The organism is Rhizobium sp. CNPSo 3670 (genome assembly GCF_057784555.1).
Genome location: NZ_JBXSOL010000004.1, coordinates 105,578 through 128,779, shown reverse-complemented (window position 1 = coordinate 128,779; position 23,202 = coordinate 105,578). Strand labels below are relative to the sequence as shown.

General features: G+C 61.5%; 22 protein-coding genes. 8 read left to right on the top strand and 14 right to left on the bottom strand.

Features of this window, described 5'->3' with window-relative positions:
* Positions 1-8 precede the first annotated feature (8 nt).
* Positions 9-563 (bottom strand): RBBP9/YdeN family alpha/beta hydrolase, encoded by a 555-nt coding sequence (locus tag AC13QO_RS05365; protein ID WP_085778306.1) that lies wholly within the window; start codon positions 561-563, stop codon positions 9-11.
* 177 nt (positions 564-740) lie between these two features.
* Between AC13QO_RS05365 and AC13QO_RS05360 the strand changes: the two genes are divergently transcribed.
* Both AC13QO_RS05360 and AC13QO_RS05355 read left to right on the top strand, forming a co-directional pair.
* Complete coding sequence (locus AC13QO_RS05360; protein WP_085778305.1) at positions 741-1,544, top strand: DUF2189 domain-containing protein; 804 nt, start codon at positions 741-743, stop codon at positions 1,542-1,544.
* Between the two features lie 110 nt (positions 1,545-1,654).
* Entirely contained in the window at positions 1,655-2,137 is a 483-nt protein-coding gene (locus AC13QO_RS05355; RefSeq protein ID WP_097599372.1) for a low affinity iron permease family protein, read from the top strand.
* Positions 2,138-2,419: 282 nt separating this feature from the next.
* Here AC13QO_RS05355 and purB read toward each other — a convergent pair whose 3' ends face one another.
* The 5 genes from purB to AC13QO_RS05330 all read right to left on the bottom strand — a co-directional run bounded on the left by purB (position 2,420) and on the right by AC13QO_RS05330 (position 6,848).
* Positions 2,420-3,727 carry an adenylosuccinate lyase gene (gene purB, locus AC13QO_RS05350; RefSeq protein WP_097599261.1) on the bottom strand — a complete coding sequence of 436 codons (1,308 nt, stop codon included), beginning with the start codon at positions 3,725-3,727 and terminating at the stop codon, positions 2,420-2,422.
* Positions 3,728-3,799: 72 nt separating this feature from the next.
* A complete protein-coding gene (locus AC13QO_RS05345; protein WP_285193762.1) occupies positions 3,800-4,285 on the bottom strand; it encodes a hypothetical protein in 486 nt (161 codons plus the stop codon).
* Between the two features lie 17 nt (positions 4,286-4,302).
* Positions 4,303-5,028 carry a DUF2259 domain-containing protein gene (locus tag AC13QO_RS05340; RefSeq protein ID WP_488540075.1) on the bottom strand — a complete coding sequence of 242 codons (726 nt, stop codon included), beginning with the start codon at positions 5,026-5,028 and terminating at the stop codon, positions 4,303-4,305.
* The gene (rpe, locus tag AC13QO_RS05335; RefSeq protein ID WP_285193760.1) at positions 5,025-5,702 is read right to left on the bottom strand and encodes a ribulose-phosphate 3-epimerase; all 678 of its coding nucleotides are present in this window, start codon (positions 5,700-5,702) and stop codon (positions 5,025-5,027) included. The genes AC13QO_RS05340 and rpe overlap by 4 nt, the downstream gene beginning before the upstream one ends.
* Before the next feature lie 63 nt (positions 5,703-5,765).
* Positions 5,766-6,848: an ABC transporter substrate-binding protein gene (locus AC13QO_RS05330; RefSeq protein ID WP_285193759.1), complete on the bottom strand. Its 1,083-nt coding sequence runs from the start codon at positions 6,846-6,848 to the stop codon at positions 5,766-5,768.
* Positions 6,849-7,125: 277 nt separating this feature from the next.
* Here AC13QO_RS05330 and AC13QO_RS05325 point away from each other — a divergent pair, with 277 nt between their 5' ends.
* Together AC13QO_RS05325 and AC13QO_RS05320 are read left to right on the top strand one after the other, a co-directional pair.
* Positions 7,126-7,620 (top strand): flavin reductase, encoded by a 495-nt coding sequence (locus AC13QO_RS05325; protein WP_085778299.1) that lies wholly within the window; start codon positions 7,126-7,128, stop codon positions 7,618-7,620.
* Between the two features lie 27 nt (positions 7,621-7,647).
* The gene (locus AC13QO_RS05320; RefSeq protein WP_064705086.1) at positions 7,648-7,968 is read left to right on the top strand and encodes a TfoX/Sxy family protein; all 321 of its coding nucleotides are present in this window, start codon (positions 7,648-7,650) and stop codon (positions 7,966-7,968) included.
* On the opposite strand, the gene AC13QO_RS05315 is transcribed toward AC13QO_RS05320, so the two are convergent.
* The 5 genes from AC13QO_RS05315 to AC13QO_RS05295 form a co-directional block, all read right to left on the bottom strand.
* A complete protein-coding gene (locus AC13QO_RS05315; RefSeq protein WP_285193758.1) occupies positions 7,938-8,378 on the bottom strand; it encodes an NUDIX domain-containing protein in 441 nt (146 codons plus the stop codon). The genes AC13QO_RS05320 and AC13QO_RS05315 overlap by 31 nt on opposite strands.
* 6 nt (positions 8,379-8,384) lie before the next feature.
* The gene (locus AC13QO_RS05310) at positions 8,385-9,884 is read right to left on the bottom strand and encodes a DEAD/DEAH box helicase (protein ID WP_097599269.1); all 1,500 of its coding nucleotides are present in this window, start codon (positions 9,882-9,884) and stop codon (positions 8,385-8,387) included.
* A 157-nt stretch (positions 9,885-10,041) separates the two neighbouring features.
* Positions 10,042-11,355 (bottom strand): peptidoglycan DD-metalloendopeptidase family protein, encoded by a 1,314-nt coding sequence (locus AC13QO_RS05305; RefSeq protein WP_488540074.1) that lies wholly within the window; start codon positions 11,353-11,355, stop codon positions 10,042-10,044.
* A 105-nt stretch (positions 11,356-11,460) separates the two neighbouring features.
* Entirely contained in the window at positions 11,461-12,288 is an 828-nt protein-coding gene (locus AC13QO_RS05300) for a ferritin-like domain-containing protein (protein ID WP_097599271.1), read from the bottom strand.
* The gene (locus AC13QO_RS05295) at positions 12,285-12,758 is read right to left on the bottom strand and encodes a peroxiredoxin (protein WP_183700307.1); all 474 of its coding nucleotides are present in this window, start codon (positions 12,756-12,758) and stop codon (positions 12,285-12,287) included. Before AC13QO_RS05295 ends, AC13QO_RS05300 begins: the two co-directional genes overlap by 4 nt.
* A gap of 125 nt (positions 12,759-12,883) precedes the next feature.
* Here AC13QO_RS05295 and AC13QO_RS05290 point away from each other — a divergent pair, with 125 nt between their 5' ends.
* Positions 12,884-16,282: a hypothetical protein gene (locus tag AC13QO_RS05290; protein WP_488540073.1), complete on the top strand. Its 3,399-nt coding sequence runs from the start codon at positions 12,884-12,886 to the stop codon at positions 16,280-16,282.
* Between the two features lie 13 nt (positions 16,283-16,295).
* On the opposite strand, the gene AC13QO_RS05285 is transcribed toward AC13QO_RS05290, so the two are convergent.
* Positions 16,296-17,957 (bottom strand): alpha-amylase family protein, encoded by a 1,662-nt coding sequence (locus AC13QO_RS05285; RefSeq protein ID WP_085780080.1) that lies wholly within the window; start codon positions 17,955-17,957, stop codon positions 16,296-16,298.
* Between the two features lie 182 nt (positions 17,958-18,139).
* On the opposite strand from AC13QO_RS05285, the gene AC13QO_RS05280 reads away from it, so the two are divergent.
* Positions 18,140-18,436: a hypothetical protein gene (locus tag AC13QO_RS05280; RefSeq protein ID WP_285193851.1), complete on the top strand. Its 297-nt coding sequence runs from the start codon at positions 18,140-18,142 to the stop codon at positions 18,434-18,436.
* A 62-nt stretch (positions 18,437-18,498) separates the two neighbouring features.
* Here the strand turns inward: AC13QO_RS05280 and tyrS are convergent, their stop codons facing one another.
* The gene (gene tyrS / locus AC13QO_RS05275) at positions 18,499-19,755 is read right to left on the bottom strand and encodes a tyrosine--tRNA ligase (RefSeq protein WP_488540072.1); all 1,257 of its coding nucleotides are present in this window, start codon (positions 19,753-19,755) and stop codon (positions 18,499-18,501) included.
* 131 nt (positions 19,756-19,886) lie between these two features.
* Here tyrS and AC13QO_RS05270 point away from each other — a divergent pair, with 131 nt between their 5' ends.
* A complete protein-coding gene (locus AC13QO_RS05270; protein ID WP_488540071.1) occupies positions 19,887-20,999 on the top strand; it encodes an anhydro-N-acetylmuramic acid kinase in 1,113 nt (370 codons plus the stop codon).
* A gap of 59 nt (positions 21,000-21,058) precedes the next feature.
* On the opposite strand, the gene AC13QO_RS05265 is transcribed toward AC13QO_RS05270, so the two are convergent.
* A complete protein-coding gene (locus AC13QO_RS05265; protein WP_064705075.1) occupies positions 21,059-21,736 on the bottom strand; it encodes an alpha/beta hydrolase in 678 nt (225 codons plus the stop codon).
* A gap of 217 nt (positions 21,737-21,953) precedes the next feature.
* Here AC13QO_RS05265 and AC13QO_RS05260 point away from each other — a divergent pair, with 217 nt between their 5' ends.
* On the top strand, positions 21,954-23,120 hold the full coding sequence (locus AC13QO_RS05260) for a cysteine desulfurase family protein (protein WP_488540070.1): 1,167 nt from the start codon (positions 21,954-21,956) through the stop codon (positions 23,118-23,120).
* The last annotated feature ends 82 nt before the right edge of the window (positions 23,121-23,202 follow it).

Here is a 23,202-nt window from a genome sequence, read left to right as displayed (position 1 = left end):
CTCCCAAATCAGACAGAGAGGCGGCTGAGGAACTGGGCGAAGACCATTGTTCCTTCCGGCCAGGGGCCGTGCCCGGATTCAGCGCTGATATGTCCCGCCTCGCCGGCATCGACGAGGAAGGAACCCCAGCAACTGGCGATATCGTCGGCATGCTCGTAGCTGCCGAACGGATCATTGCGGCTGGCGACGGTGATGGAAGGGAAGGGCAGTGGGTCGCGCGGATAGGGCCCGAAGGTCATCAGGTGCTTGGGGCGGATATCCGGATTGGTGACTTCAGGCGGAGCGACGAGGAAAGCGCCTGCCACCCGCTTGCGGAAATGCGGGATGGCATGGATTGCCGAGGGCACGCCGAGCGAATGGGCGACGAGCACAACGGGGCGGGTCGAGGCGTTCACCTCTTCGGCGATACGGGCGATCCAGTCCTCGCGGACCGGCTTCGTCCATTCGGCCTGTTCGACGCGCCGCGCCGTGCTGAGCTTCGCCTCCCAGCGGCTCTGCCAATGGCCGGGGCCGGAATTGGTATAGCCGGGGATGATAAGGATATCTGCGTCTGAGGCTTTCATAGTGCCGCCGATGTGAGAAAGCCCGCCCAAGATGTCAAGAGGGGGCGGCAAGGGAGAGAGCGACACGGGCGATGAATTTTGTTATGTTGCTCCAGTGCCGGTTGCGGATTTCGTATCGGCTTGCCCGCCGATGCGTATCCGCGGCCGACCAAAGTCTCGGCTGAGGAGGAGAAAGCCATGGCGGCATTTCATGTCATGACGGGTGCCAGTGAAAACCTGGCGCGGCCCGTGGTCAATCGTATCAGTATCGCCGATGTCTTCGACGCGCTGAAGCGCGGGCTCGACGATTTCAGTGAAAAGCCTTCCCACTATGTGTTCTTGTGCCTGATGTATCCAATCGCCGGCGTCTTCCTGACGCTGTGGACCTCCGGCGCCAACCTGCTGCCGATGGTATTCCCGCTGATGTCCGGTTTCGTGCTGATCGGTCCGATTGCGGCGATCGGTCTTTATGAGATCAGCCGCCGACGCGAGGAAGGCCTCGATACGTCATGGACGCATGCGCTTGAGGTGCGCCATTCGCCGGCGCTGCCATCGATCATCGCCGTCGGACTGATGCTCTTTGCCCTTTTCGTCGTCTGGCTGGTGACGGCACAGACGCTATACGCCAATCTTCTCGGTGATGTGTTTCCGCGCACCATGACGGACTTCACCCGCCAGGTCTTCGGCACGGCCCAGGGCCTGCAGCTGATCATCTGGGGCAATCTCATCGGTTTTGTCTTCGCGCTCGTCGTGCTGGCCATATCGGTCATCACCTTTCCGCTTCTGCTCGACCGCGACGTCGGAGCGGTTGCCGCCGTCGTGACCTCGATTCGTGCGACGATCGCCAATCCGGTACCGGTGCTGCTCTGGGGCCTGATCGTCGCCGGACTTCTCGTCGTCGGCACCATCCCGGTCTTTGCCGGACTCGCACTCGTTATCCCGATCCTCGGCCACGCGACCTGGCATCTCTACCGCAAGCTGATTGCGCGGGAGGCTGTGTAGCTTCGGTCCTGCCCGCGGGAAAACCTTGATACCGTGGGATCCCCGATTTTCGGGAACCTCGAACCTGCCTCGGAGTTTTTTTACTCCGAGGAGAGATTTCAGAGGTGATGATGACGCATCTGTTTGCCCGCTTCGCAAGCAAGACATCGGAATGGGCGGGTAAGCCCGTCATCTTCATCCTGGCACTGTGCGTCGTTATTATCTGGGCCTTGCTCGGACCTTTCTTCGACTATTCGGAAACCTGGCAGCTCATCATCAACACGGGAACGACCATCATCACCTTCCTGATGGTCTTCGTCCTGCAGAACGCCCAGACGCGCGACACCCGGGCAATCCAAGCCAAACTCAACGAAATCATTTTGACAAGCCATGCGGAGAACCGCTTTATCGGCATCGAAAATCTCGACGAGGAAGAGCTGAAACATCTCGACGAACTGGTCGCCAAGGCCGCCAAGGGCAGGGGGCAGACGGAGGCCTGCCAAACGACCGAGATTGAGCTAGCGATGCCACCACCGAAAAAGGCGCAGGCGCGCAAACGCTCTGCGAATGCCAAAGCATCGAAGCAGAAACAACGGCCACTTGAGAAAAGCTAACCATCATCCATTCTGCAATCACAAAAAGAAAAAGACAGAAATGAAAACGGCGCCTGCGAAGTCCCCGTCAGTCTGTTAAAAAAGTCTCGTCCGTCATGCTCGGCCTTGTGCCGAGCATCTAACCACTGCAGTTTCTTACAGGAAAACATCTATTTCAGTCACTTAATTGGGTCGGCGCAGATCCTCGGCACAACAAAGCCGAGGATGACGTCGCGGCTTTCGCAGTAGTTTGTCAACAGTCGGACGGCGGCTACAAGACGCCGTCACATCGTTGCAGTCCGCTCAAGCGTTGCCGAAGACGCGGCGGAAGATCGTATCGACATGCTTGGTGTGATATCCAAGGTCGAACTTCTCCCGAATATCCTCCTCGGACAAGGCAGCCCTGACCTCAGCGTCAGCCAGCAGCTCTTCCAGAAAATCCTTGCCCTGTTCCCAGACCTTCATGGCATTGCGCTGCACCAGCCGGTAGGCGTCTTCGCGGGAGGTGCCGGCCTGGGTCAGCGCCAGGAGGACGCGCTGGGAGTGGACGAGGCCGCGGAACTTGTTGAGGTTCTTCTCCATGTTCTCGGGATAGACAAGCAGCTTTTCGACGACGCCGGCCAGACGCGACAGGGCGAAATCGAGGGTGACTGTGGCGTCCGGGCCGATCATGCGTTCGACCGAGGAATGGGAGATATCGCGCTCGTGCCAGAGGGCGACGTTTTCCATGGCCGGCATGGCGTAGGAGCGGACCATGCGGGCAAGGCCGGTAAGGTTTTCGGTCAGCACCGGGTTACGCTTGTGCGGCATGGCCGAGGAGCCCTTCTGGCCGGGCGAGAAGTATTCTTCCGCCTCCAGCACTTCGGTGCGCTGCAGATGGCGGATTTCGGTCGCGAGCCGCTCGATCGACGAGGCGACAACACCGAGGGTCGCGAAATACATGGCGTGGCGGTCGCGCGGGATGACCTGGGTCGAGACTGGCTCGGCCTTCAGGCCGAGTGCTTCGGCGACATGTTCCTCGACGCGCGGATCGATATTGGCGAAGGTGCCGACGGCGCCCGAGATAGCGCAGGTCGCGACTTCCTCGCGGGCAGCGACGAGACGCTGGCGGCAGCGCTCGAATTCGGCATAGGCAAGCGCCAGCTTGACGCCGAAGGTTGTCGGCTCGGCATGGATGCCGTGCGAGCGGCCGATGGTGACCGTGTCCTTGTGTTCGAAGGCGCGGGTTTTCAGCGCTGCGAGGAGCCGGTCGAGATCGGCGATGAGGATATCAGTGGCACGCACCAGCTGGACGTTGAAGCAGGTGTCGAGCACGTCTGATGAGGTCATGCCCTGGTGGACGAAGCGCGCATCCGGGCCGACGATTTCGGCGAGGTGAGTCAGGAAGGCGATGACGTCATGCTTGGTGACCGCCTCGATTTCGTCGATGCGGGCGACGTCGAAGGTGGCCGCACCCCCTTTTTCCCAGATCGTCCTTGCCGCCGATTTCGGGATGACGCCGAGTTCGGCCAGCGCGTCGCAGGCATGTGCCTCGATCTCGAACCAGATGCGGAACTTGGTTTCGGGAGACCAGATGGCGACCATTTCGGGCCGGGAGTAACGCGGGATCATGGGCGGCTGCCTTCACTTCGAGAGGTTTGCTTCATTGAGTTAGCGCCCCTGTAGCAAAGACCGGCGGCAATCTCAACGCATGCGTTTGGTGAGATGATAGCTGCTGACGACAAGGCAGACGAGGCCGAGCGGCAGGAAAAGGCGAAGGCCGATCACCAGGAACTGGTAGACGGCACTGATGCCGGTGAAGACGAACTGGAAGGCCCAGGCGACGCTGCCGAAGGGCGCGTGCCAGCGCGAATAGAAGATCCGGTATTCCATGGCGAAGAGGAGGGCGGTCATCAGGATCGTGGCTGCCGTCAGCGTCACGAAAAAGGCGGCGAAGCGCGCTTCCGGTGGCCTGTTATAGGCAAAAAACCGAGCGACCGGCAGGGCGAAGGGCCAGGAGAGCAGGCCGCCGAGAAAATAGAGTGCCGCCACCTCGGCGAGCCGGCTCGTCTCGAGGCCGTTGCGGAGGTAAAGGCCGAGCATGGCGGCGGCCAGCATCTGCACGCCCCAGAGCAATGCGCCGGCAAAGAGATCGGAGGAGGGCGGCTTTGCCGCCCTTAGGCGATCCATCCTGGGGCGATCCATGCTCAGGGATGGACCGGGACGGCGATCCAGCGTCCGTTCCTCTCAGCATCGAAGGCGAGAACCAGCGCAATGTGAATTTGATTTCCGTCTTCAGGCTGGTAGACCACCGCGCCGCCGATCCTGAATTCGACCGAGCATGTGCGCTCGGCCGGAACAGCCGTTGCCTGCCGCGCAGCCTGACGGTTCGGGACACCTTCCTTCTCGATCATCTGCAGGCTGAAACCAAGGACACGCTTGTCGACCGTTGCGCATTCCTTCGGCGTCGGCACCGGCGTCTCGCCGAGTGAGAGCGTATAGGGCGTCTTCGGTGGCCCATCGATCGCAAGTGTGGTGTAGCGAAGTGTCTTCGAGGGCGAGCCGAGCTCGGTTGGCGGGTTGAAGGCGGCAATCAGACCCGGATTTGTCAGAAGGTCGTACTTATCCATCTGGCTGCGCGCCGCCGTTAAGTTCTGCCGGCGGGCCTTGGAAAGATTGGCGTCCTTATCCGTCAGTTCGGTGCGAAAGGGGGTGCCTTCGAGATATTGGCCGCCGTCGGTATTGATGAAGTAGGTTTCCGAATAGGGAGTCTTGCTGTTTTCTTTGATGCCGAATTCCTGAAATGCGAAGACCTTGCCGTCAGCGGAAAAGCCGATCGGCTGGATGCTGGCAATGTCTCCGGCCAGCGACAAGCCGGGCAGGCCGGCCAATGCGGCTGCAATCATGCCACCAAAGATCAGACGCTTCCTCATGCTCGTGCCCCTTCGGCTGCCTGACGCAATTCGGCGACGGTCTTACGATAGCTGTCGACCGTACCGCCCTTGAAAATTGCCGAGCCGGCGACGAGCACGTTGCCGCCGGCGCGCGCGATATCGGGCGCCGTTTCCACGGTGACGCCGCCGTCGACCTCGAGTTCGATCGGCCGGTCACCGATCAGAGACTTTGCCGCTGCGATCTTGGCCGTCATCGCCGGAATGAATTTCTGTCCGCCGAAACCGGGATTGACCGACATGATGAGGATGAGGTCGACGTCTTCGACCACGTTCTCGATGGCGCTCAGCGGCGTCGCCGGATTGATCGTCACGCCGACCTTCTTGCCAAGATTGCGGATGGTTTGCAGTGAGCGGTGCAGATGTGGCCCGGACTCGGCATGCACGGTGATGCGGTCGCAGCCCGCCTTGGCAAAGGCTTCGAGGTAGTCATCGGCCGGAGAGATCATCAGATGGCAGTCGAAAGTGGCATTCGTATAGGAACGCAGCGACTTGATGACATCGGGACCGAAGGAGATGTTCGGCACGAAATGCCCATCCATCACGTCAAGGTGGATCCAGTCGGCGCCGGCGGCCGTTACGTCGCGCACCTCCTCGCCGAGCCTGGCGAAATCCGCCGCGAGGATCGAAGGGGCAATGCGAATGGGCAGCGTCATCAAGTCTTACTCCCGTATGGGCGCCATCTGCGCACGGCGCCGGAATTCAGGGCTGGCGGCCGCTCATTGCGTCGGCGCAGCAGGTGGAAAAAAGCCATTGCCCCGCCATTCAAGCAGGCGGTAGGGGTTTTGCGAAAGCTCGTGCGCGCCGGTGAAGGCGACCGCGCCGATCGGTGTCTGGAACGTCGTGCCGACAAGGGTCTCCCGCAGCGGCTTGCCGGCGGCAGCGGCGGCTTCGGCCGCCTGGCCGGCAATCAGGGCCGCCGCCAGGGATGGCAGGACATAACCTTCAGGCTCGGTGCCCTTGGCGCGCAAAGCGCCGGCCGCCGGCGCGCCTTCTGGCAAAAGCGCATATTCGGGCAGGGCGACGGCACGCACGCCGGGGGCGAGAGGCAGCGGCTGATCGGCGGCGCGCATGGCGTCGCCGCCGAGGATCGACAGCGGAATGTTTTCCGCCTTGGCGTCGCGGGCCATGACGGCGACATCGTTGCGATCGCCGCCAACGAAGACCCTTGTGGCGCCGGCCCGTTTCAGGCGGCGGACGAGGGCGATCTGCTGCTCCTGTCCCGGCCGGTAGGTATCGGTGAAAACTGGCTTCAGGCCGTTCTGCTCCAGCGCATTGCGCACAGCTTCCGTCAGTTCGCGGCCATGAATGGTGCCGTCCTCGATCAGCGCGATCGGGTCGGCTGCCCAGTCCTTGAGGATCACCTCGATGATCTTTGCCGCCTCAGTGCCGTCGGCCGGTGCCAAGCGGAAGAGCGGCCAGCCGTTTTTCAGCGCATCCTCCATCAGGATGCGCGAACGTGCCGAAACGGTGATCGCGGGAATATTGGCGTCCTTCAGCTTCGGCAGTGCGCCTTCCAGCGTCTCACTGCAGAGAAAACCAACGGCAATCTGCACCTTGGCACTCACGAGCGCATCGGCGACCGCCGCGCCGCTATTGTCCTCGCAGGTCTCGTTGACGGCGACGAGCGTATTGCCTGATTGCTGGATCTCGAAACCGGCGCCGGCGGCGATCTGCGCGCCGAGCAGGCCGAGCGGCCCGCCCTGCGGGGCGACGACGCCGATCGTCACGCCGGCCGCATGACCTTGCGCCGCCGTTCCGAGCAGCGTCAGAAAGGCTGCTATGCCACGCAGGTTGATCATGAAAGGCGAAGATCCCTAGCCATCGTCCATGCCCTTTTATCCGTAAGGCCGCAATCGTCAAAGAAAAACAAGCGGAACCCAGCGCTTTTCACCGGACCTATTGTAGAAAAGGTAACCGATGCTCGCCATATTGGCGCGATAGCAAGTCGAACTACGGTGCCGGACCTCATTTCAGTCGCGCAAAGGACACTGTAGCATTTTGAATTGCTGCATAGTTCTCCTAAATCGATCCCGATTTAAGGAACGACGCAGGCAGAAGAGCACGCGGGAGAAGCACGTGTTGAACAGGCAGCATATCGACCCCGGCCTTTATCGCGATGCCATGAGCCGTTATGCCGGTCATGTGCAGCTTGTGACGACGGCAATGGAAGGTCTGCGCCGCGGCGTCACCATCACCGCCGCCTGCTCGGTCTCGGACAACCCGGCTTCGGTGCTGATCTGCCTCAACAATACCAATCCGAAGAACGAGATCTTTTTCCGTAGCGGCATCTTCGTGCTCAACACGCTCGGCGCCCACCACCAGGCCGTCGCCGATGCTTTCTCCGGGCGCACCGCGATTGCCAATGACGAGCGCTTCGCCAGCGGCCGTTTCGACACGCTCGTCACCGGCGCCCCCGTTCTTGCCGATGCGCTCGCCGCCTTCGACTGCCGGGTGACCGACATCAAGGAAATGCCGACACACAATGTCATCTTCGGTGAGGTTGCCGCCGTCCGCTTCAGCGAGAAGCACCCGGCGCTCATCTATATGAACCGGGATTATCACACGCTGTAATGCGGCTGGCGGGTAAGGAAACAGAGAATGGATAATGCCGGGATCGAGGAAATGTTTCAGGGGCTCGGCCCCGTCACGATCAAGCGGATGTTCGGAGGCAAGGGCATCTATCATCTCGGGCGCATCGTCGCCGTCGAAGTGCGCGACGAGATGCTACTGAAAGCCGATGAGACGAGCGCCCCGGAATTTGCTGCCGCCGGCGCCACGCAATGGGCCTATGAAGGCAAAAAGGGCAAGCCGGTGAAAATGCCCTACTGGTCGATTCCCGAAGAGGCTTACGACGATCCCGATCTGATGGCGAAGTGGGTGCGGCTCGCCTATGAGGCGGCGCTTCGCGCCGAAAGTTGAGCGGGTGGCAAGGCTGCGATCGCCGCCTTGGTGAAGGCTGACAGCGGTTCCGGCAAATCCGTCAAGGGAAACCAGCCGAAATCCGAAAGCTTGTCCGGCTCGGTCAATTGCGGCTCGCCATCGACGTCGCGCGCGAGATAAAGGATGGAGATCCAGTGCTGGCGGTCGGCATAGATGATCTGTTCGGTCATGCCGATGCGCTCGATCCGGCCGATCCTGAGGCCGGTTTCTTCCTCGGCCTCGCGGCGCGCAGCTTCTTCAGCCGGCTCCATGTGATCGACCTTGCCGCCGACGATGTTCCAGTAGCCGGCTTCAGGTGGGCGTATGCGCTTGTAGAGGAGGATCCTGCCTTGGCGTAGGATCACCAAGCCGACGCCAAGGCCCGGGAAGTCGACGCCAGGCTTGCCCAATGGATGTTAGACCTTGGCGCTGCCGGCGATCAGCATGAAGGCGGGGATATCGTCGCCGAAACCGACCGGAGTCGGGCCGTCATCGTGATCACGATGACGGCGGCGGTCGCGGCTGTCGTCATTTGCCGGATAAGGCCGATTGTTGCGCGCATTGTTTTGCGGCTTCTGCTCTGCTTTGCGCTCGTTCTTCACGACTTCGGCCTTTGCTGGTGCTGCTGTGATCACTTGGACGTCATTATCCTGTATGTCGTTATCAGATTTATGACTCGCAGCACTGTGCCTGCCGCGTCCGCGCCCGCGATCCTTGTCGCCACGTTCGCGTCCGTTGCGGCGAGGACGGTCGCTATCCTTGCCTTCTTCCGCCGGTGGCAGCGAGTTCAGGTCGCCATTCAGCCATTCGACATTTTCGCCGATCAGCTTCTCGATGGCGTCAACGAATTTCGTGTCGCGCTTGGTGACGAGAGTGAAGGCGGCGCCGGATCGGCCGGCGCGGCCGGTGCGGCCGATGCGGTGGACATAGTCCTCGGAGTGGATCGGCACGTCGAAATTGAAGACGTGGCTGACATCGGGAATGTCGAGACCGCGAGCGGCAACGTCGGAGGCCACCAGCAGCTGGAGGTTACCGTCACGGAAGTTCTGCAGCATCGTCGTGCGGGAACGTTGGTCCATGTCGCCATGCAACGCACCGACGGAGAAGCCGTGGCGTTCCAACGAACGGAAGAGATCGGCGACATCCTTCTTGCGGTTGCAGAAGATGATCGCGTTCTTGAGTTCGGTCTGGGCGCGGACCAGCTCACGTAAAACCGCGCGCTTCTCGTAATCCTTGCTGTGCGAGGCGACGAAGCGCTGCGTCACGGTCTTTGCGGCCGAAGCGGGCTTTGCCACCTCGATACGCTCGGGGTTCTGCAGGAACCGGTCGGCGAGCTTCTGGATCTCCGGCGGCATGGTGGCCGAGAAGAACAGCGTCTGGCGGGTGAAGGGGATGAGCTTGGCGATGCGCTCGATATCGGGAATGAAGCCCATGTCGAGCATGCGGTCGGCTTCGTCGATGACGAGGATTTCGACGCCGCTCATCAAGAGCTTGCCGCGCTCGAAATGGTCGAGCAAGCGGCCGGGCGTGCAAATCAGCACGTCGGCGCCGCGCTCGAGCTTGCGATCCTGGTCCTCGAAGGAAACGCCGCCAATCAGAAGGGCGACATTGAGGCGGTGGTTCTTGCCATACTTCTCGAAATTCTCGGCGACCTGAGCGGCGAGTTCGCGCGTCGGCTCGAGGATCAGCGTGCGGGGCATGCGGGCGCGGGCGCGGCCCTTTTCCAGAAGCGACAGCATCGGCAGGACAAAGGATGCCGTCTTGCCGGTGCCGGTCTGCGCGATGCCGCAAATATCGCGGCGTTCAAGCGCAAAAGGAATGGCTCCCGCCTGAATAGGCGTGGGGGTCGAATAGCCCGCATCGGCAACGGCCGATAGCACTTTTTGGCTCAAGCCAAGGTCAGCGAATGTCGTCAAAGGGAAAACTGTTTCCGTTCCGGTTCGGCCGAGCTCTGAACGAGTCGGCGGGATTGCATGCCGCAATGCAGCGCGACATAGCTCCGAATGGCCGGCAAGTCAAGAAATAGAGAGGCCGCACCCTGTGCAGAGTGAAGCTTTGGTTACCGGGCGGGTATTACTTGATATAGGTGGCGAGTTTAAGGCCCGCATTCATGAAATATACTGGATCGACCGCATGGCCGTTCTGGCGCACTTCATAATGCAAATGGGTACCGGTCGAGCGGCCGGTGCTGCCGGCAAGGCCGATGACGTCGTTGCGGTCGACCGTATCGCCGGCCGTGACCAGAACCTGGGACATGTGGCCATAACGCGTCGAGATGCCGTTGCCGTGATCGATCTCGACCATATTGCCGTAACCGCCTGTCCAGCCGGCTGATATCACCTTGCCGGGCGCTGTCGGGCGGATCTTTTCGCCCGGCGAAAATCGGAAGTCTACGCCGGAATGCAGCGCCAGGCGGCCCAGGAAAGGATCGCGCCGGTTGCCGAAGGGGCTGGTCATTTCCTTGCCGACAGCGGGATTGCGGAAGGGCAGGGATTCGGCCGTGCTGCGCACGGCTTCCAGCCTTGTCAGCGCGCCGTCGAGAGCGGCCAGCGAATTGTTGAAATCGTCACTGCTCTCCGGCTCGACGAACGGGCCGCCAACGGCGCTGTCATCCCAGTCCTGCTTGGTTGCGGTCTCGGGCATCGGAATCTTGAACCGGGTCAGCACGCTCTCGATGGCATTGGTGGCATTGCCGGCGTCGCTCGTCAGTTGCTCGATGCGGTTGCGCTGGTCCTGTTCGACATCCTTCAGCGACAGCGTCACCTTGGAGAAGATGCGGTCGGCGCGATCGCCGACCGTCTCTGTGGCCGGCACATAGGCAAGAGTCGTATTGTCGGGAGTGGCGTCGGCTGGTGCGCCGCCTGCGAGCTGTTTCTCGATAGCCTCGATGCCGCTTCCGCCGAGCGAAGCGCGCTTGTCCTTAATGGCCGGGGCATAGGATTGCGCAGGCGAAGACGGCGCGCTGTCCTTATCTGTGAGCCCGGAGCTTTCGGCACGATCGAGCAAGTTGTCGAGCTTGCCGTGGCGCGAGGTGAGCGCCATCTGCTGCTCCATCAGCTTGTCGACTTTGTCTTCCACCACCTGCTGGTCAAGAAGCTGCCGGGAGGTGATGCGGTCGACCTGGGCGCGAAGGGCGGCGATACGGTCCTCATAGTCGTGCTGCATGCGGGCCTGGCGCGCCATAGTGGCGCCGATCAGGTCGTCGCGCAGGACGAGATAGGAGGTCGCCAGGAGATAGCCGATTGAAAAGACGCCGAGGAAGCAGAAGGCGAGAGCGGCCATCCACGGCCGAACCGTCATGTGGCGGACTTTGTCACCGCTTGCCAGGATCAGAATATGTTCCTGCGACCGCTTGCCGAATACCCGGTGCTGATGTCCGCCGTTCACGCAGGCTCTCCCGATTGATGCTCTACGCCTCTTTCGGAAAATTAAACACGTTTATGGTTAATGAATGCTTTCGTCGTCGCGGTTTACGTTAGAAAATCGATCAGCTCAAGCATGGCTGATCGATGCCAGGGAGCGGTAGAAGGATGGCGTCAGCCCGGCTTCGGCGCGAGCGAGATCGTTGAAAGGCGGCTTCAGCGGCCCCCGGAAATTGGCGCGCACCAGCTCCTGAAAGGCCTTTGCCGGGTCGCGTTTCTCCCGCGCGCAGAGGAAGCGGAACCATTTGGCGCCAACGGCGACGTGACCTTTCTCGTCGTTGTAGATGACATCGAGCACCGCTGCGCTTTCGAGATCGCCGGTCTCACGCATCTTCGCCTGCAGCGAAGGGGTGACGTCGAGACCGCGGGCTTCCAGAATGAGCGGCACGACGGCGAGTCTCGCCGTGAGATCATTGCGCGTCGAATGAGCCGCCTGCCACAACCCGTCATGGGCGGGAAGATCGCCGTAATCGGCGCCGAGATCGTTGAGGCGGGCGCGCACCATGCGGAAATGCTTCGCTTCCTCGAAGGCGACCTGCATCCAGCCGTCGAAGAAGGAATTGGGCACAGGCTCGGTCGCGAATCGTGCGACGATATCGAGCGCCAGATCGACGGCGTTGAGCTCGATATGAGCAATGGCATGGAGAAGGGCGATCCGGCCTTTCAGCGTGTGCAGCGAGCGCCTTTCCACCTGGGTCGGCGGCGTCAGTACCGGTTTCTCGGGGCGACCAGGCCTCTCCGGCAGGGCTGCGTCGAGCGGTGAGCGCAGCGACACCCGGCGGGCGAACCAGCGGGTGGCGCTTTCCTGCGCAAGGGCGGTCTTGCGGTCGAGATCGGCTGAGCGGATGGCGTCGATAGCGCCGCCGCGCAGCGAGCTTATCGCGAGATCACCGGTCACGCGGCCAGGTTCCTGACGGCTTCGAGGACGGTCTCGGCATGGCCCTGCACCTTCACCTTCTGCCAGATCGTCGCGATCGTGCCGTCCTGGCGGATGAGGAAAGTCGTGCGCTCCACGCCCATGAAGTTGCGGCCGTACATACTCTTTTCCTTCCAGACACCGTAGGCCTGGAGCGTCGTCTTCTCTTCGTCGGAGGCGAGCGCCACCGAAAGACGGTGCTTTTTGATGAACTTGTCATGGCAGGCTGCCGAATCGGGTGACATGCCGATAACGGCAGCACCTGCTGCTTCAAACTCCGGCGCCAGCGCTGTGAAAGCCAGCGATTCAGCCGTGCAGCCTGTCGTGTCGTCCTTGGGGTAGAAGAAGATAACGAGAGGCCGGCCGTGAAAATCGGAAAGCGAGACACGGCCGCCGCCATCGCGGGGGAGGTTGAAGTCGGGGGCCAGGGCACCGATGCCGGGAACCGCCATTGGGAAAACCTTTCTTTTGCCGGGTTTATGGATGACACTCTCTGTCCCCGAATTATATATTGGACGGAAACCCGTCCAGCATGGCCGGGTTCAATTCTTCGATTTAAGGGAGAGCCCGAGGGCGCATGTCAGCCATCCGCGGCGAAAAGGTCACGTTTCGCAAGAAGGATATCGTTGCGCTGGACCGCTTGCCGTCCGCTCAGGCCGAGGATCCGATCATCGTTCATTGCCCGCCGCCGCGTTCGCCGATGCGCCGGACGGCGAAGCTGACGTCAGTTTTTCTAGGACTGATTCTCCTTATCCTTGCCGCCATCGTGTTCACCATCGAAGGCGGCATGTTCGACAAGCCGCTGTCTCAGCAGGCGCAGGCGGCGCTTGATGGCGTGGCGGGACCGCGTTACCGCGCCGAAGTCGGCTCCACCGTCATTCGGTTCACCTCCGACTTCCGACTGGCGCTGGAAGCGCGCAACGTCAATATGATCGACCAGAAGAGCGGCCAGCACCTGTCGACGACGGGTTCGGTGCGCCTGGGTCTCGATCCGCTGCAGCTTTTCCGCGGCCGCATCGCCGTTGCGGATATCGAAGCAGAGGATATCGCACTCGACACCGCGCTTCTGCCCTCCGGCAACCCGGTCAAGCTTGACGATCTGCGCCTCGACGCCATGCCGGCGGCGATGGAGACGATCTTCGCGCAACTCGACGTGTTCGACAGCATCGTGACGCGCGGCTCGACGAATTCCGTGCGCATCTCCGGCATCGACATTAAGCTTGCCGATACCGCGAACGGCCCGCTGTCGCTCGTCGTCGACAATCTGGTGATTGCTCTTGGCGGGCCATCCTCGCTGCAATTGAGAGGCGAGGTGGCGCTTAACGGCGAGGTGGCGGAACTCGACGTGCTGGCCGAGAAGGAAGACGGCCAAGTGTCGAAGGTGACGGCGACGCTCAAGCATGCGAACCTGACGCCGTTTACGCTGAAGCGCAACGATCAGGGCGTGATACGGCAGGGACTTAACACTTTTGCCGATCTGACGGTGTCGGCCACCAGGGCGCGCGATGGCGTCGAGCCGGCGCTCGCGGCGACGATCGACGTCGATCCCGGTCTGATCTATGCCGACGGCGATCCGCAGGAACTGTCGGGCGGGCAAATCAATCTGGCCTATGACTTCGTCAAGCAGACAGTCGAGATCGCTAAATCGAATCTCCGGTTCGGCGCAACCACGCTGCCCCTCAACGGCGCGCTGATCGATCTCGACAAACTCGATCCTAAAGCCGGCAAGGGCTTCGGCATCGATCTGCTCGTCAGCGGCGGCACTGCCGCCCCGAGCGGCTCCGGCGAAGAGCCTGTTGCCTTCGACGTCCAGGCGACCGGACGCTATATGGTCGCCGGCCGGGAATTCCTGTTTCCCAATATGACTGTCTCCAGCCCGCTCGGCGCGCTCTACGGTGCGTTGCACATCAGGCTCGGTGACAAATCGCCGGAAATCAGCTTTGCCGGCCAGTCCAGAGAGCTGCAGACGACGGCGATCAAGCAGCTCTGGCCGTTCTGGATGGCGCCCAAGGTGCGCACTTGGGTGCATGGCAATCTCTTCGGCGGCACCGTGACCGATGCCTCGATTTCAGTCTTCATTCCCTTCGGTCGGCTTGACGAGGCAGCCGGCGGCAAAGGATTGAAGCTCGACACCAATCAGATCCGCATCGGCTTCGATATTGCAGGCGCGCGGATGAACGTCGCCGGCGACATTCCGCCGGTCCGTGATACGGCGGCGCATTTCGATCTGACCGGTCCCGTTGCAACGATTTCGATCAAGAGCGGCATGTCCTATTTTCCCTCCGGCCGGTCCGTCGGCCTCGGGCAGGGAACGTTCGTCATACCGTCCGCCTACGATAAACCGCTGATGGCCGATATCGATCTTGCGGTCTCGGGCGCGGCGGACGCCATAGGCGAGCTCCTCACCTATAAGCCGATCCGGGTGCTGCAGCGCGCCGGCTTTACGCCCGACGATTTCAAGGGGCATATCGACGCGAATGTGAAGGCGCATTTCGGACTACTGTCGTCACAAAACCCGCCGCCGGCCGAGTGGAAGGCCGCCATGAAGCTCGCTGACGTCGATCTTGCCAAGCCGTTTTCCGGCCGCACGATCAGCAATGTCAGCGGCATTCTGAACGGCGATCCGAAGCAGATCACGCTCGACGCCAAAGGCGAGATCGACGGCATTCCTGCCGATATCGATCTGACCGAGCCGGTCGAGCCGTCGTCTGGTGTGCAGCGGCAGCGCGTGATTACGGCGACGCTCTCCGATGAGCAGCGCAGCAAGGTGATGCCCGGGCTTTCCGATATCGTCAGGGGCAACCTGAAGATGGTGCTGACGCGGATCGACGATGACCGGCAAGACGTTCAGCTCGACCTCACCAAATCGATGCTCGACCTACCCTGGATCGGCTGGTCGAAAGGCAGCGGCATTGCCGCCTCCGCGGAATTCGAAATGTCCGGCCCGCCCGAGAATACCGAGATCAAGAATTTCCGGCTGAAGGGTGACGGCTTCGGCGCCAGCGGATCGCTTGTTGTCGGCAAGACCGGCCTTATCTCGGCGGATTTCGACAGCGTCAGGCTCTCCTCGCTCGACGATTTCGCTCTGTCGGTCAAACGCAGCAAGGGCAATTTCGACGTCTCCGTTTTCGGCGACAGCGCCGATGCGCGGCCGATCATCGCCCGATTAAAATCGGGCTCGGAGGGCGGCGAAGACGGCGATGGCGACAACACCGGCGTATCGGTGCGCGCCAAGCTGAAAAACGTCGTCGGCTTCAATGACGAGAAGGTCGGCAATTTCCAGGCGCAGGTGTCACTGCGCGGCGACAAGCTGCAGACGCTGAATTTTTCCGGCATCACGGACAGCGGCGAGGCCGTTGTCAGCCAGATGAAGGACGGCGGTGTCATCAATATCACCAGCGGCGACGCCGGTGCGGTATCGCGTTTTGCCGATCTCTATCAGCACATACAGGGCGGCCTGCTCAACCTGGCTATCCGGCTTTCGCCGCAGGGTGGATGGGACGGCTCGCTGGATGTGCGCCGCTTCTCGATCGTCAACGAACAGCGCCTGCATTCGATCGTCTCGACACCTGTCGGAAACGAGCAGCGAAGCCTCAATGAGGCGGTCAAACGCGACATCGACACCTCTTCGCAACGCTTCCAGCGCGGCTTTGCCCGCGTCATCTCGCGCAATGGCATGGTCGGTATCGAGAACGGCGTGCTGCGCGGCGACCAGATCGGCGCGACTTTCCAGGGCGTGGTGCGCGACCGCAAGGGCAATATGGATATGACCGGCACCTTCATGCCGGCCTATGGCCTCAACCGCCTCTTTGCCGAATTGCCGCTGATCGGCGTCATCCTCGGCAATGGCAGCGACCGCGGCCTGATCGGCATTACCTTCAAGCTCACCGGCAAGTTCGACCAGCCGAACCTGCAGATCAATCCGCTATCGATCATCGCGCCTGGTGTTTTCCGGCAGATTTTCGAATTCCAGTGAGGAAAAGCGAGACTTAGATATCTTTCCGCCTGAGGAGATAGTCGAGACCGCCGACCCGATACCAGCGGTAGCCATAGGCATCGAGCATGACCGTATGGCGCCCTTTGTCGTCGGCTTCGCTGCTTGCCCCATCGGCAATATCGATCAGCAATCGCCCGAGTTCACCAACATCAGGATCGAAGGTCACTTCCGTCGGGTGCGGATGCAAGTTATGCAGGATCAGCACCGAATTGCCGCGCCAGTCATAACGCAGCGCCAGCACGCCGTCGTCACCTGTGTCGACCGTTGAGAAATCGCCCCAGCCGATCTCGGGAGCCTCCTTGCGCATCCGGATCATCCGCTCGGTCCAGTTCAAGAGCGAATTCGGATCGCGCCGCTGGACGGCGACATTGATATGTTCGAAACCGTAGGGGCCGTCCTTGATAACAGGCGAAACGGACTTCGCGCTTTTGGTGAAACCGCCTTCCGGCTCCGTCGACCATTGCATCGGCGTGCGCGCGCAGCTGCGCTCCGGCAGGCACAAATCGTCGCCCATGCCGATTTCATCGCCGTAGCGGATGACTGGCGTTCCGGGCAGCGAGAACAGCAGGCTGTAGGCCAGCTCGATCCTGCGACGATCGCCGCCGAGCATGGGCGCGAGGCGCCGGCGAATGCCCCTGTCGTAGAGCTGCATGCCCTTTTCGGGGCCAAACGCGGCGAATACTGCGTCGCGCTGCTTATCCGTCAGGCGACCGAGATCGAGTTCATCGTGATTGCGAAGAAACAGCCCCCATTGCGCGGTCGCCGGGCGCGGCTTGGTGACCTCCATCGCCTTCTTCAGAGGCCGCGTGTCGGCGGTCGCGAGCGCATAAAACAGCGTCTGATTGACTTGGAAATTGAACATCATCTGCATGCGGTCGCCATCGTCGCCGAAATATTCGAAATTGTCCTTCGGCAGGATATTGGCCTCCGCCAGCACGATGGAGTCTCCCAGGCGCCATTGCAGGAATTCGCGAAACTTCCTCAGCATGTCAAACTGCTCGACCGGCTTGGTGACCTCGGCGCCCTTCGTGGCAATGATGAAAGGGGCAGCGTCCATTCGGAAGCCCGAGACGCCGAGCTGAATCCAGAAGCCCATTATCTTGAGGATCTCCGCCTGCACCTCAGGATTGGAGGTGTTGAGATCAGGCTGGTGATCGTAGAAGCGGTGGAAATAATATGCCCTGGCTTTTTCGTCATAGGTCCAGGTCGTCTTCTGGACACCCGGGAAGACCATGCCCTGATCAGCGTTTGCAGGCTTTTTGTCTGACCAGACGTACCAATCGCGATAGCGTGACTGTGGATCGCTTCTGGCGTCTTCGAACCAGGGATGATCCTTCGAGGTGTGATTGATCACCAGATCGATCAACACCCGGATGCCCCGCTGTTTGGCACCATGGGTGAACTCGACGAAGTCGCCAAGCGACCCATAGCGCGGGTCTACATTATAGTAATCCGAAACGTCGTAGCCGTCGTCGCGACCGGGCGAAGTCTGGAACGGCATGAGCCAGATTGCCGTCACGCCGAGGCCGGAGAGATAGTCGAGACGGCGCATCAGGCCTTGAAAATCACCGACGCCGTCGCCGTTCGCATCCATGAAGGTCTCGACGGACAGGCAGTAGATGACGGCGTTCTTATACCAGAGGTCGTTGATCATGACGGCGCTCCAAATGCATCTGGTCGCAAATCCCGTCGGGCGGAAAAGGTTCCGGAAGGCGATATCGTGGCGCGGCCGGTTGGATAATTGCGATCTATAGCGACAGGCTGGTCATTGATGCTTTGCTTATTTTAGGTAAGTCTGATGTAGTGTTGGTGCCAGCTGCAGCAGCGGCTGGCGCAATGTCGGAGAATGCCATGCAGTGCGCCCGGACAGTCTCTTTCCTATCGGCCACCATGATGGCCGTGACAGTCGGTGAGGCTTCGAATTCTGCAGAAAAGGGCGCACGGCTGAAGCCGGTGAAGAGCATCCCCTCCGAGCATGTCCTGCTGGTTCCGCTCGACGCAAAGATGACGCCGCCGATCTTCTCGATCGGCTGGTGGTCGCGCGTACGACCCGCTTCGGAGGTCAATCCGCCCGGACCTCTCCTTCGAGAGACGAAACAAGACGAAGCGGAATACCGATGGCGGGCCGACTGATCCCGCGCCAAAGGAAAGCCGGCGTGGCGGCCGGCTTCAAGGTCCGTCTAATTCGAAGCCAGCTACGCCGCGCGGCGGATCAGGATGTGCTTCTTCTTGCCGAGCGAGAGCTTGATGACGCCATCGGCGGTGATTTCGCCGCTGCCGATCAGGCGACGTTCGTCGCTGACAGCCTCATCATTGATGCGCACTGCGCCGCCCTGGACGTGGCGACGAGCCTCGCCGTTGGAGCCGGCCAGGCCGGCGCGGACCATCAGCGAGAGCAGGCCGATGCCGCCGTCAAGCTCGGTGGCCGGGATCTCGACCGAAGGCAGATTTTCGGCAACGCGGCCTTCCTCAAAGGTGGTGCGCGCCGTTTCGGCGGACGCCTCGGCTGCCTCACGACCGTGGACGATCGCGGTCGCTTCCGTGGCGAGAATCTTCTTCGCCTCGTTGATTTCGGCGCCGCCGAGCGCCTCGAGTCTGGCGATCTCGGCCAGCGGCAGGCGGGTGAAGATCTTCAGGAAGCGGCCGACATCGGCATCCTCGGTGTTGCGCCAGTACTGCCAGAAATCATAGGGGCTGAAGACGTCCTCGTTCAGCCAGACGGCGCCGGAGGCGGTCTTGCCCATCTTGGCGCCCGAGCTCGTGGTCAGAAGCGGCGTCGTCAGCGCGTAAAGCTGCGGCGTCCCCATGCGGTGACCGAGATCGACGCCGTTGATGATGTTGCCCCACTGATCCGAACCGCCCATCTGCAGGCGGCAGCCGTAGCGGCGGTTGAGCTCGACGAAGTCGTAGCCCTGCATGATCATGTAGTTGAATTCGAGGAAGGAGAGCGACTGCTCGCGATCGAGGCGCAGCTTGACGCTGTCGAAGGAGAGCATGCGGTTGACCGAGAAATGCCGGCCGACATCGCGCAGGAATTCGATATAGTTGAGCTTCAGCAGCCAGTCGGCATTATTGACCATGAGGGCATCGGTCGGGCCGTCTCCGAAGCGCAGGATGCGCGAGAAGATCTTTTTGATGCCTTCGATGTTGGTCGAGATCGCCTCCGGCGTCAGAAGCTTGCGCTGCTCGTCACGGAAGGAGGGGTCGCCGACCATCGAGGTGCCGCCGCCCATCAGCGCGATCGGCCGGTGGCCGGTCTCCTGCAGCCAGTAAAGCATGGTGGCGGAGATCAAATTGCCGATATGCAGGCTCGTCGCCGTTGCGTCGTAGCCGACATAGGCCGTCACGACCTCCTTCGCGAACAGGTCGTCGAGGCCGCGTTCATCGGAAACCTGATGAATGAAGCCGCGCTCTTTCAGCGTGCGGAGGAAATCGGACTTGAACTCGGACATGGCTTTCGTCTCTTCGTGCCTGCGCTGCGCCCACCGGGCTTCGCGCAACTTCGTTGTTGTTGATCTGTGGCGGCGCGTTTAGCACTGTTTTTGCAAAAGTGCATCCGGGAATCGCATGGGAGGCAAGCCTCATGGATGTGGTCAGAACAGCGATCGGCCTGATGAGCGGCACGTCGATGGACGGAATCGATGTCGCGCTGATCAGAACCGACGGCCGCGGCTTCATCGAGCGCGGGCCGTTCCTGGGCGTGCCGTATGATGCCGAGTTTCGTGCGCGTCTCAAACGGGCGCTGGAACTGGCACGGCCGCTTCGCGACAGGAACGAACGGCCGGGGGAACTTCGCGAGATCGAGGACGAATTCACCCTACGGCATGCAACTGCCGTTACGGCATTCCTCGAGCGTTTCGGGTTCACGCCCAATGGCATCGACGTTGTCGGTTTCCATGGCCAGACGGTGCTTCACCGGCCGGACGAGGGACTGACGATCCAGATCGGTGACGGCGGGGAACTGGCGCGCCGAACGGGCCTGCCGGTGGTTTACGACATGCGTGCCAACGACATGGTGCATGGCGGGCAAGGTGCGCCACTGGTGCCGGTCTATCACGCTGCCCTTGCGGGAAAATTCCAGCAGGCGGGAGAGGCGGTGTGCTTCGTCAATATCGGCGGCATCTCCAACCTCACCTATGTCGGCGCTGACGGCCGGATTGCCGCCTTCGACAGCGGCCCTGGCAATACGCTGATCGACCAATGGATAGAGATGCAGACCGGCAAAACCTATGATCCCGGCGGCCAGATCGGCGGGCGCGGCAAGATCGTCCCGGCTCTGGCGGAGCGGTATCTGGACAGCCCGTTCTTCCGCGGCAATGTCCGCCGTTCGCTCGATCGCGGCGATTTCGCACCACTTCGGCCTGGCGATGCGAGCCTCGAAGACGGCGCCCGGACGCTTGCGCATGTCGCCGCCGCATCGATCGTCAAATCCGCCGGGTTCCTGCCCGAACGTCCCTCCGCCTATATCGTCTGCGGCGGCGGACGGCTGAACGGCACCTTGATGGCCGAACTCTCGGCGATGGCCGAGGGATCGAAAGTGTTGAGCGCCGAGGCCGCGGGCTTCGACGGCGATGCGATGGAGGCCGAGGCCTGGGCCTATCTTGCCGTACGCTCGCTGGACGGGCTGCCGCTGACCTTTCCCGGCACGACGGGAGTTGCGGCTCCCGTCAGCGGCGGCGTGCTGGCAACGCCATGATGAACGAAGAACCCAGCGCGTCGTGAGGATGCCGGTGGGCAGACGGCGGCGCCATGCGGTCAGCGGATCCGCTTGGCAGCCGGCTCGGGCACGAGCTCGCCGTTGAGGCGACGGTCGAGATAATCCTCGCATTCGCTCATCAGCGTCTCCACCTGACCATTGAAGAAATGGTTGGCGTTGGCGACGGTGCGATGGGTGATGAGGATGCCTTTCTGGGTTTTCAGTTTCTCCACAAGGCCGTTGACATCCTTTTCCGGCGCCACCTTGTCGGCCTCGCCGTTGATGATCAGGCCGGACGAGGGGCAGGGCGCCAGGAAGGAGAAGTCGTAAGTATTCGGCTGCGGGGCGATCGACATGAAGCCCTCGATCTCCGGCCGGCGCATCAGAAGCTGCATGCCGATCCAGGCGCCGAAGGAATAACCGGCGACCCAGCAGGTTTTGGAATCAGGGTGCAGGCTCTGAACCCAGTCGAGCGCGGAGGCCGCATCCGAGAGTTCACCGGCGCCGTGATCGAATTCGCCCTGGCTGCGGCCGATGCCCCGGAAATTAAAGCGCAGCGTCGTGAACCCGCGCTTCTGGAACATGTAGAAGAGCTGATAGACGATTTGATTGTTCATCGTGCCGCCGAACTGCGGATGCGGATGCAGGATGAGCGCGATGGGCGCGCTTTTTTCTTTGGAGGGCTGGTAGCGGCCTTCAAGACGGCCGGCTGGGCCGTTGAAAATAACTTCGGGCATTGGTACTCCGGGTTTTATTTCGTGTTCGCGCTGCGTTGGATGACAACATGACTTGACTAATGTTGTCAGCTTTTCTAAAACGCAGTTTAGAACAATTCGAAACTTGCATGGCGATCCACGCGTCGTGGAACGTGTCATAAGGCAAGCCCGGCGGAAATTTCAAGAAAAATGCACCGCGGCCGCTGAAGCAAGCTCGTCAAGCGCAGGACTGAGGATCATGGCGCCGTCACGCCTTTATCTCGACTGGAACGCCACATCGCCGCTGCACCCCGCAGCGCGGGATGCGATCATGCGCGCCATCGACATATTCGGGAATCCGAACAGCGTACATGGAGAGGGCCGTGCCGCCCGCGCCGCCATTGAGGGAGCGCGGCGCAAGGTGGCCGCCCTTGCCGGCACCGATCCGGGCAACGTGATCTTCACCAGCGGCGCGACGGAAGCTGCCAATCTGGTACTGACGCCGGATTTTCGTATGGGCCGCACGCCGCTTCAACTCGGCCACCTCTATTTTTCCGCCGTTGAGCACCTGGCTGTACGAGAGGGAGGTCGGTTCCCGAAGGATCGCACGACCGAGATTCCGGTAACGAATGCCGGTATCGTCGATCTGAACGAGCTGGCCGCGCTTCTCGATGCCCATGACAAATCGACGGGCCTTCCGATAGTGGCGATCATGTTCGTCAACAACGAGACGGGCATCGTCCAGCCGGTCGAAGAGGCGGCCAAGATTGTGCGGGCGCACGGTGGTCTCTTTGTCGTCGACGCCGTGCAGGCGGCCGGCCGTCTGCCGATCGAGATCGAGCGCATCGGCGCGGATTTCATCATCGTCTCCTCTCACAAGATCGGTGGACCGAAGGGGGCGGGTGCACTGATCGCGCGCGGCGAGGCGCTGATGCCGAAGGCGCTTATCCGCGGCGGCGGGCAGGAAAAAGGTCACCGCTCGGGGACACAGAATTCGCTGGCGCTGATCGGCTTCGGAGCTGCGGCGGAAACCGTGCTTCAGGATCTTGAGGAACGGAACGCTGCGATTGCTGCGCTTCGCGACAGGCTGGAAGCCGGCATGCGCGCTGCCGCGCCCGATGTTATCATCCACGGTACCGGTGGTCCGCGGGTTGCCAACACAATTTTCTTCACGCTCCCTTGCCTGAAGGCGGAGACCGGGCAGATCGCTTTCGATCTTGAAGGCGTTGCCCTTTCGGCGGGCTCTGCTTGCTCATCCGGCAAGGTTGGCGAAAGCCATGTGCTGACGGCGATGGGGCGCGACGCCAAGCTCGGTGCGCTGCGCATCTCGCTCGGCTTTTCGACCACTGAAGAGGATATCGACAGGGCGATCGCCGCCTTCGCGAAGATCGCCTGCCGGCGCAAGTCGGCGAGCGAGGCGGCTTGACCGCCTCATAAACTTGCGGAAACACAAATTTCCGCTTGCCAATCGGGCTGAAAAGTTCCTTTTGGCCTCCTACATCAGGGCA

Excerpts from the sequence above, each read along its gene's own strand:
- AC13QO_RS05365 (WP_085778306.1), bottom strand. The coding sequence starts at position 563 with ATGAAAGCCTCAGACGCAGATATCCTTATCATCCCCGGCTATACCAAT.
- AC13QO_RS05360 (WP_085778305.1), top strand. The coding sequence starts at position 741 with ATGGCGGCATTTCATGTCATGACGGGTGCCAGTGAAAACCTGGCGCGG.
- AC13QO_RS05355 (WP_097599372.1), top strand. The coding sequence starts at position 1,655 with ATGACGCATCTGTTTGCCCGCTTCGCAAGCAAGACATCGGAATGGGCG.
- purB (WP_097599261.1), bottom strand. The coding sequence starts at position 3,727 with ATGATCCCGCGTTACTCCCGGCCCGAAATGGTCGCCATCTGGTCTCCC.
- AC13QO_RS05345 (WP_285193762.1), bottom strand. The coding sequence starts at position 4,285 with ATGGATCGCCTAAGGGCGGCAAAGCCGCCCTCCTCCGATCTCTTTGCC.
- AC13QO_RS05340 (WP_488540075.1), bottom strand. The coding sequence starts at position 5,028 with ATGAGGAAGCGTCTGATCTTTGGTGGCATGATTGCAGCCGCATTGGCC.
- rpe (WP_285193760.1), bottom strand. The coding sequence starts at position 5,702 with ATGACGCTGCCCATTCGCATTGCCCCTTCGATCCTCGCGGCGGATTTC.
- AC13QO_RS05330 (WP_285193759.1), bottom strand. The coding sequence starts at position 6,848 with ATGATCAACCTGCGTGGCATAGCAGCCTTTCTGACGCTGCTCGGAACG.
- AC13QO_RS05320 (WP_064705086.1), top strand. The coding sequence starts at position 7,648 with ATGGATAATGCCGGGATCGAGGAAATGTTTCAGGGGCTCGGCCCCGTC.
- AC13QO_RS05295 (WP_183700307.1), bottom strand. The coding sequence starts at position 12,758 with ATGGCGGTTCCCGGCATCGGTGCCCTGGCCCCCGACTTCAACCTCCCC.
- AC13QO_RS05290 (WP_488540073.1), top strand. The coding sequence starts at position 12,884 with ATGTCAGCCATCCGCGGCGAAAAGGTCACGTTTCGCAAGAAGGATATC.
- AC13QO_RS05285 (WP_085780080.1), bottom strand. The coding sequence starts at position 17,957 with ATGATCAACGACCTCTGGTATAAGAACGCCGTCATCTACTGCCTGTCC.
- AC13QO_RS05280 (WP_285193851.1), top strand. The coding sequence starts at position 18,140 with ATGTCGGAGAATGCCATGCAGTGCGCCCGGACAGTCTCTTTCCTATCG.
- tyrS (WP_488540072.1), bottom strand. The coding sequence starts at position 19,755 with ATGTCCGAGTTCAAGTCCGATTTCCTCCGCACGCTGAAAGAGCGCGGC.
- AC13QO_RS05270 (WP_488540071.1), top strand. The coding sequence starts at position 19,887 with ATGGATGTGGTCAGAACAGCGATCGGCCTGATGAGCGGCACGTCGATG.
- AC13QO_RS05265 (WP_064705075.1), bottom strand. The coding sequence starts at position 21,736 with ATGCCCGAAGTTATTTTCAACGGCCCAGCCGGCCGTCTTGAAGGCCGC.
- AC13QO_RS05260 (WP_488540070.1), top strand. The coding sequence starts at position 21,954 with ATGGCGCCGTCACGCCTTTATCTCGACTGGAACGCCACATCGCCGCTG.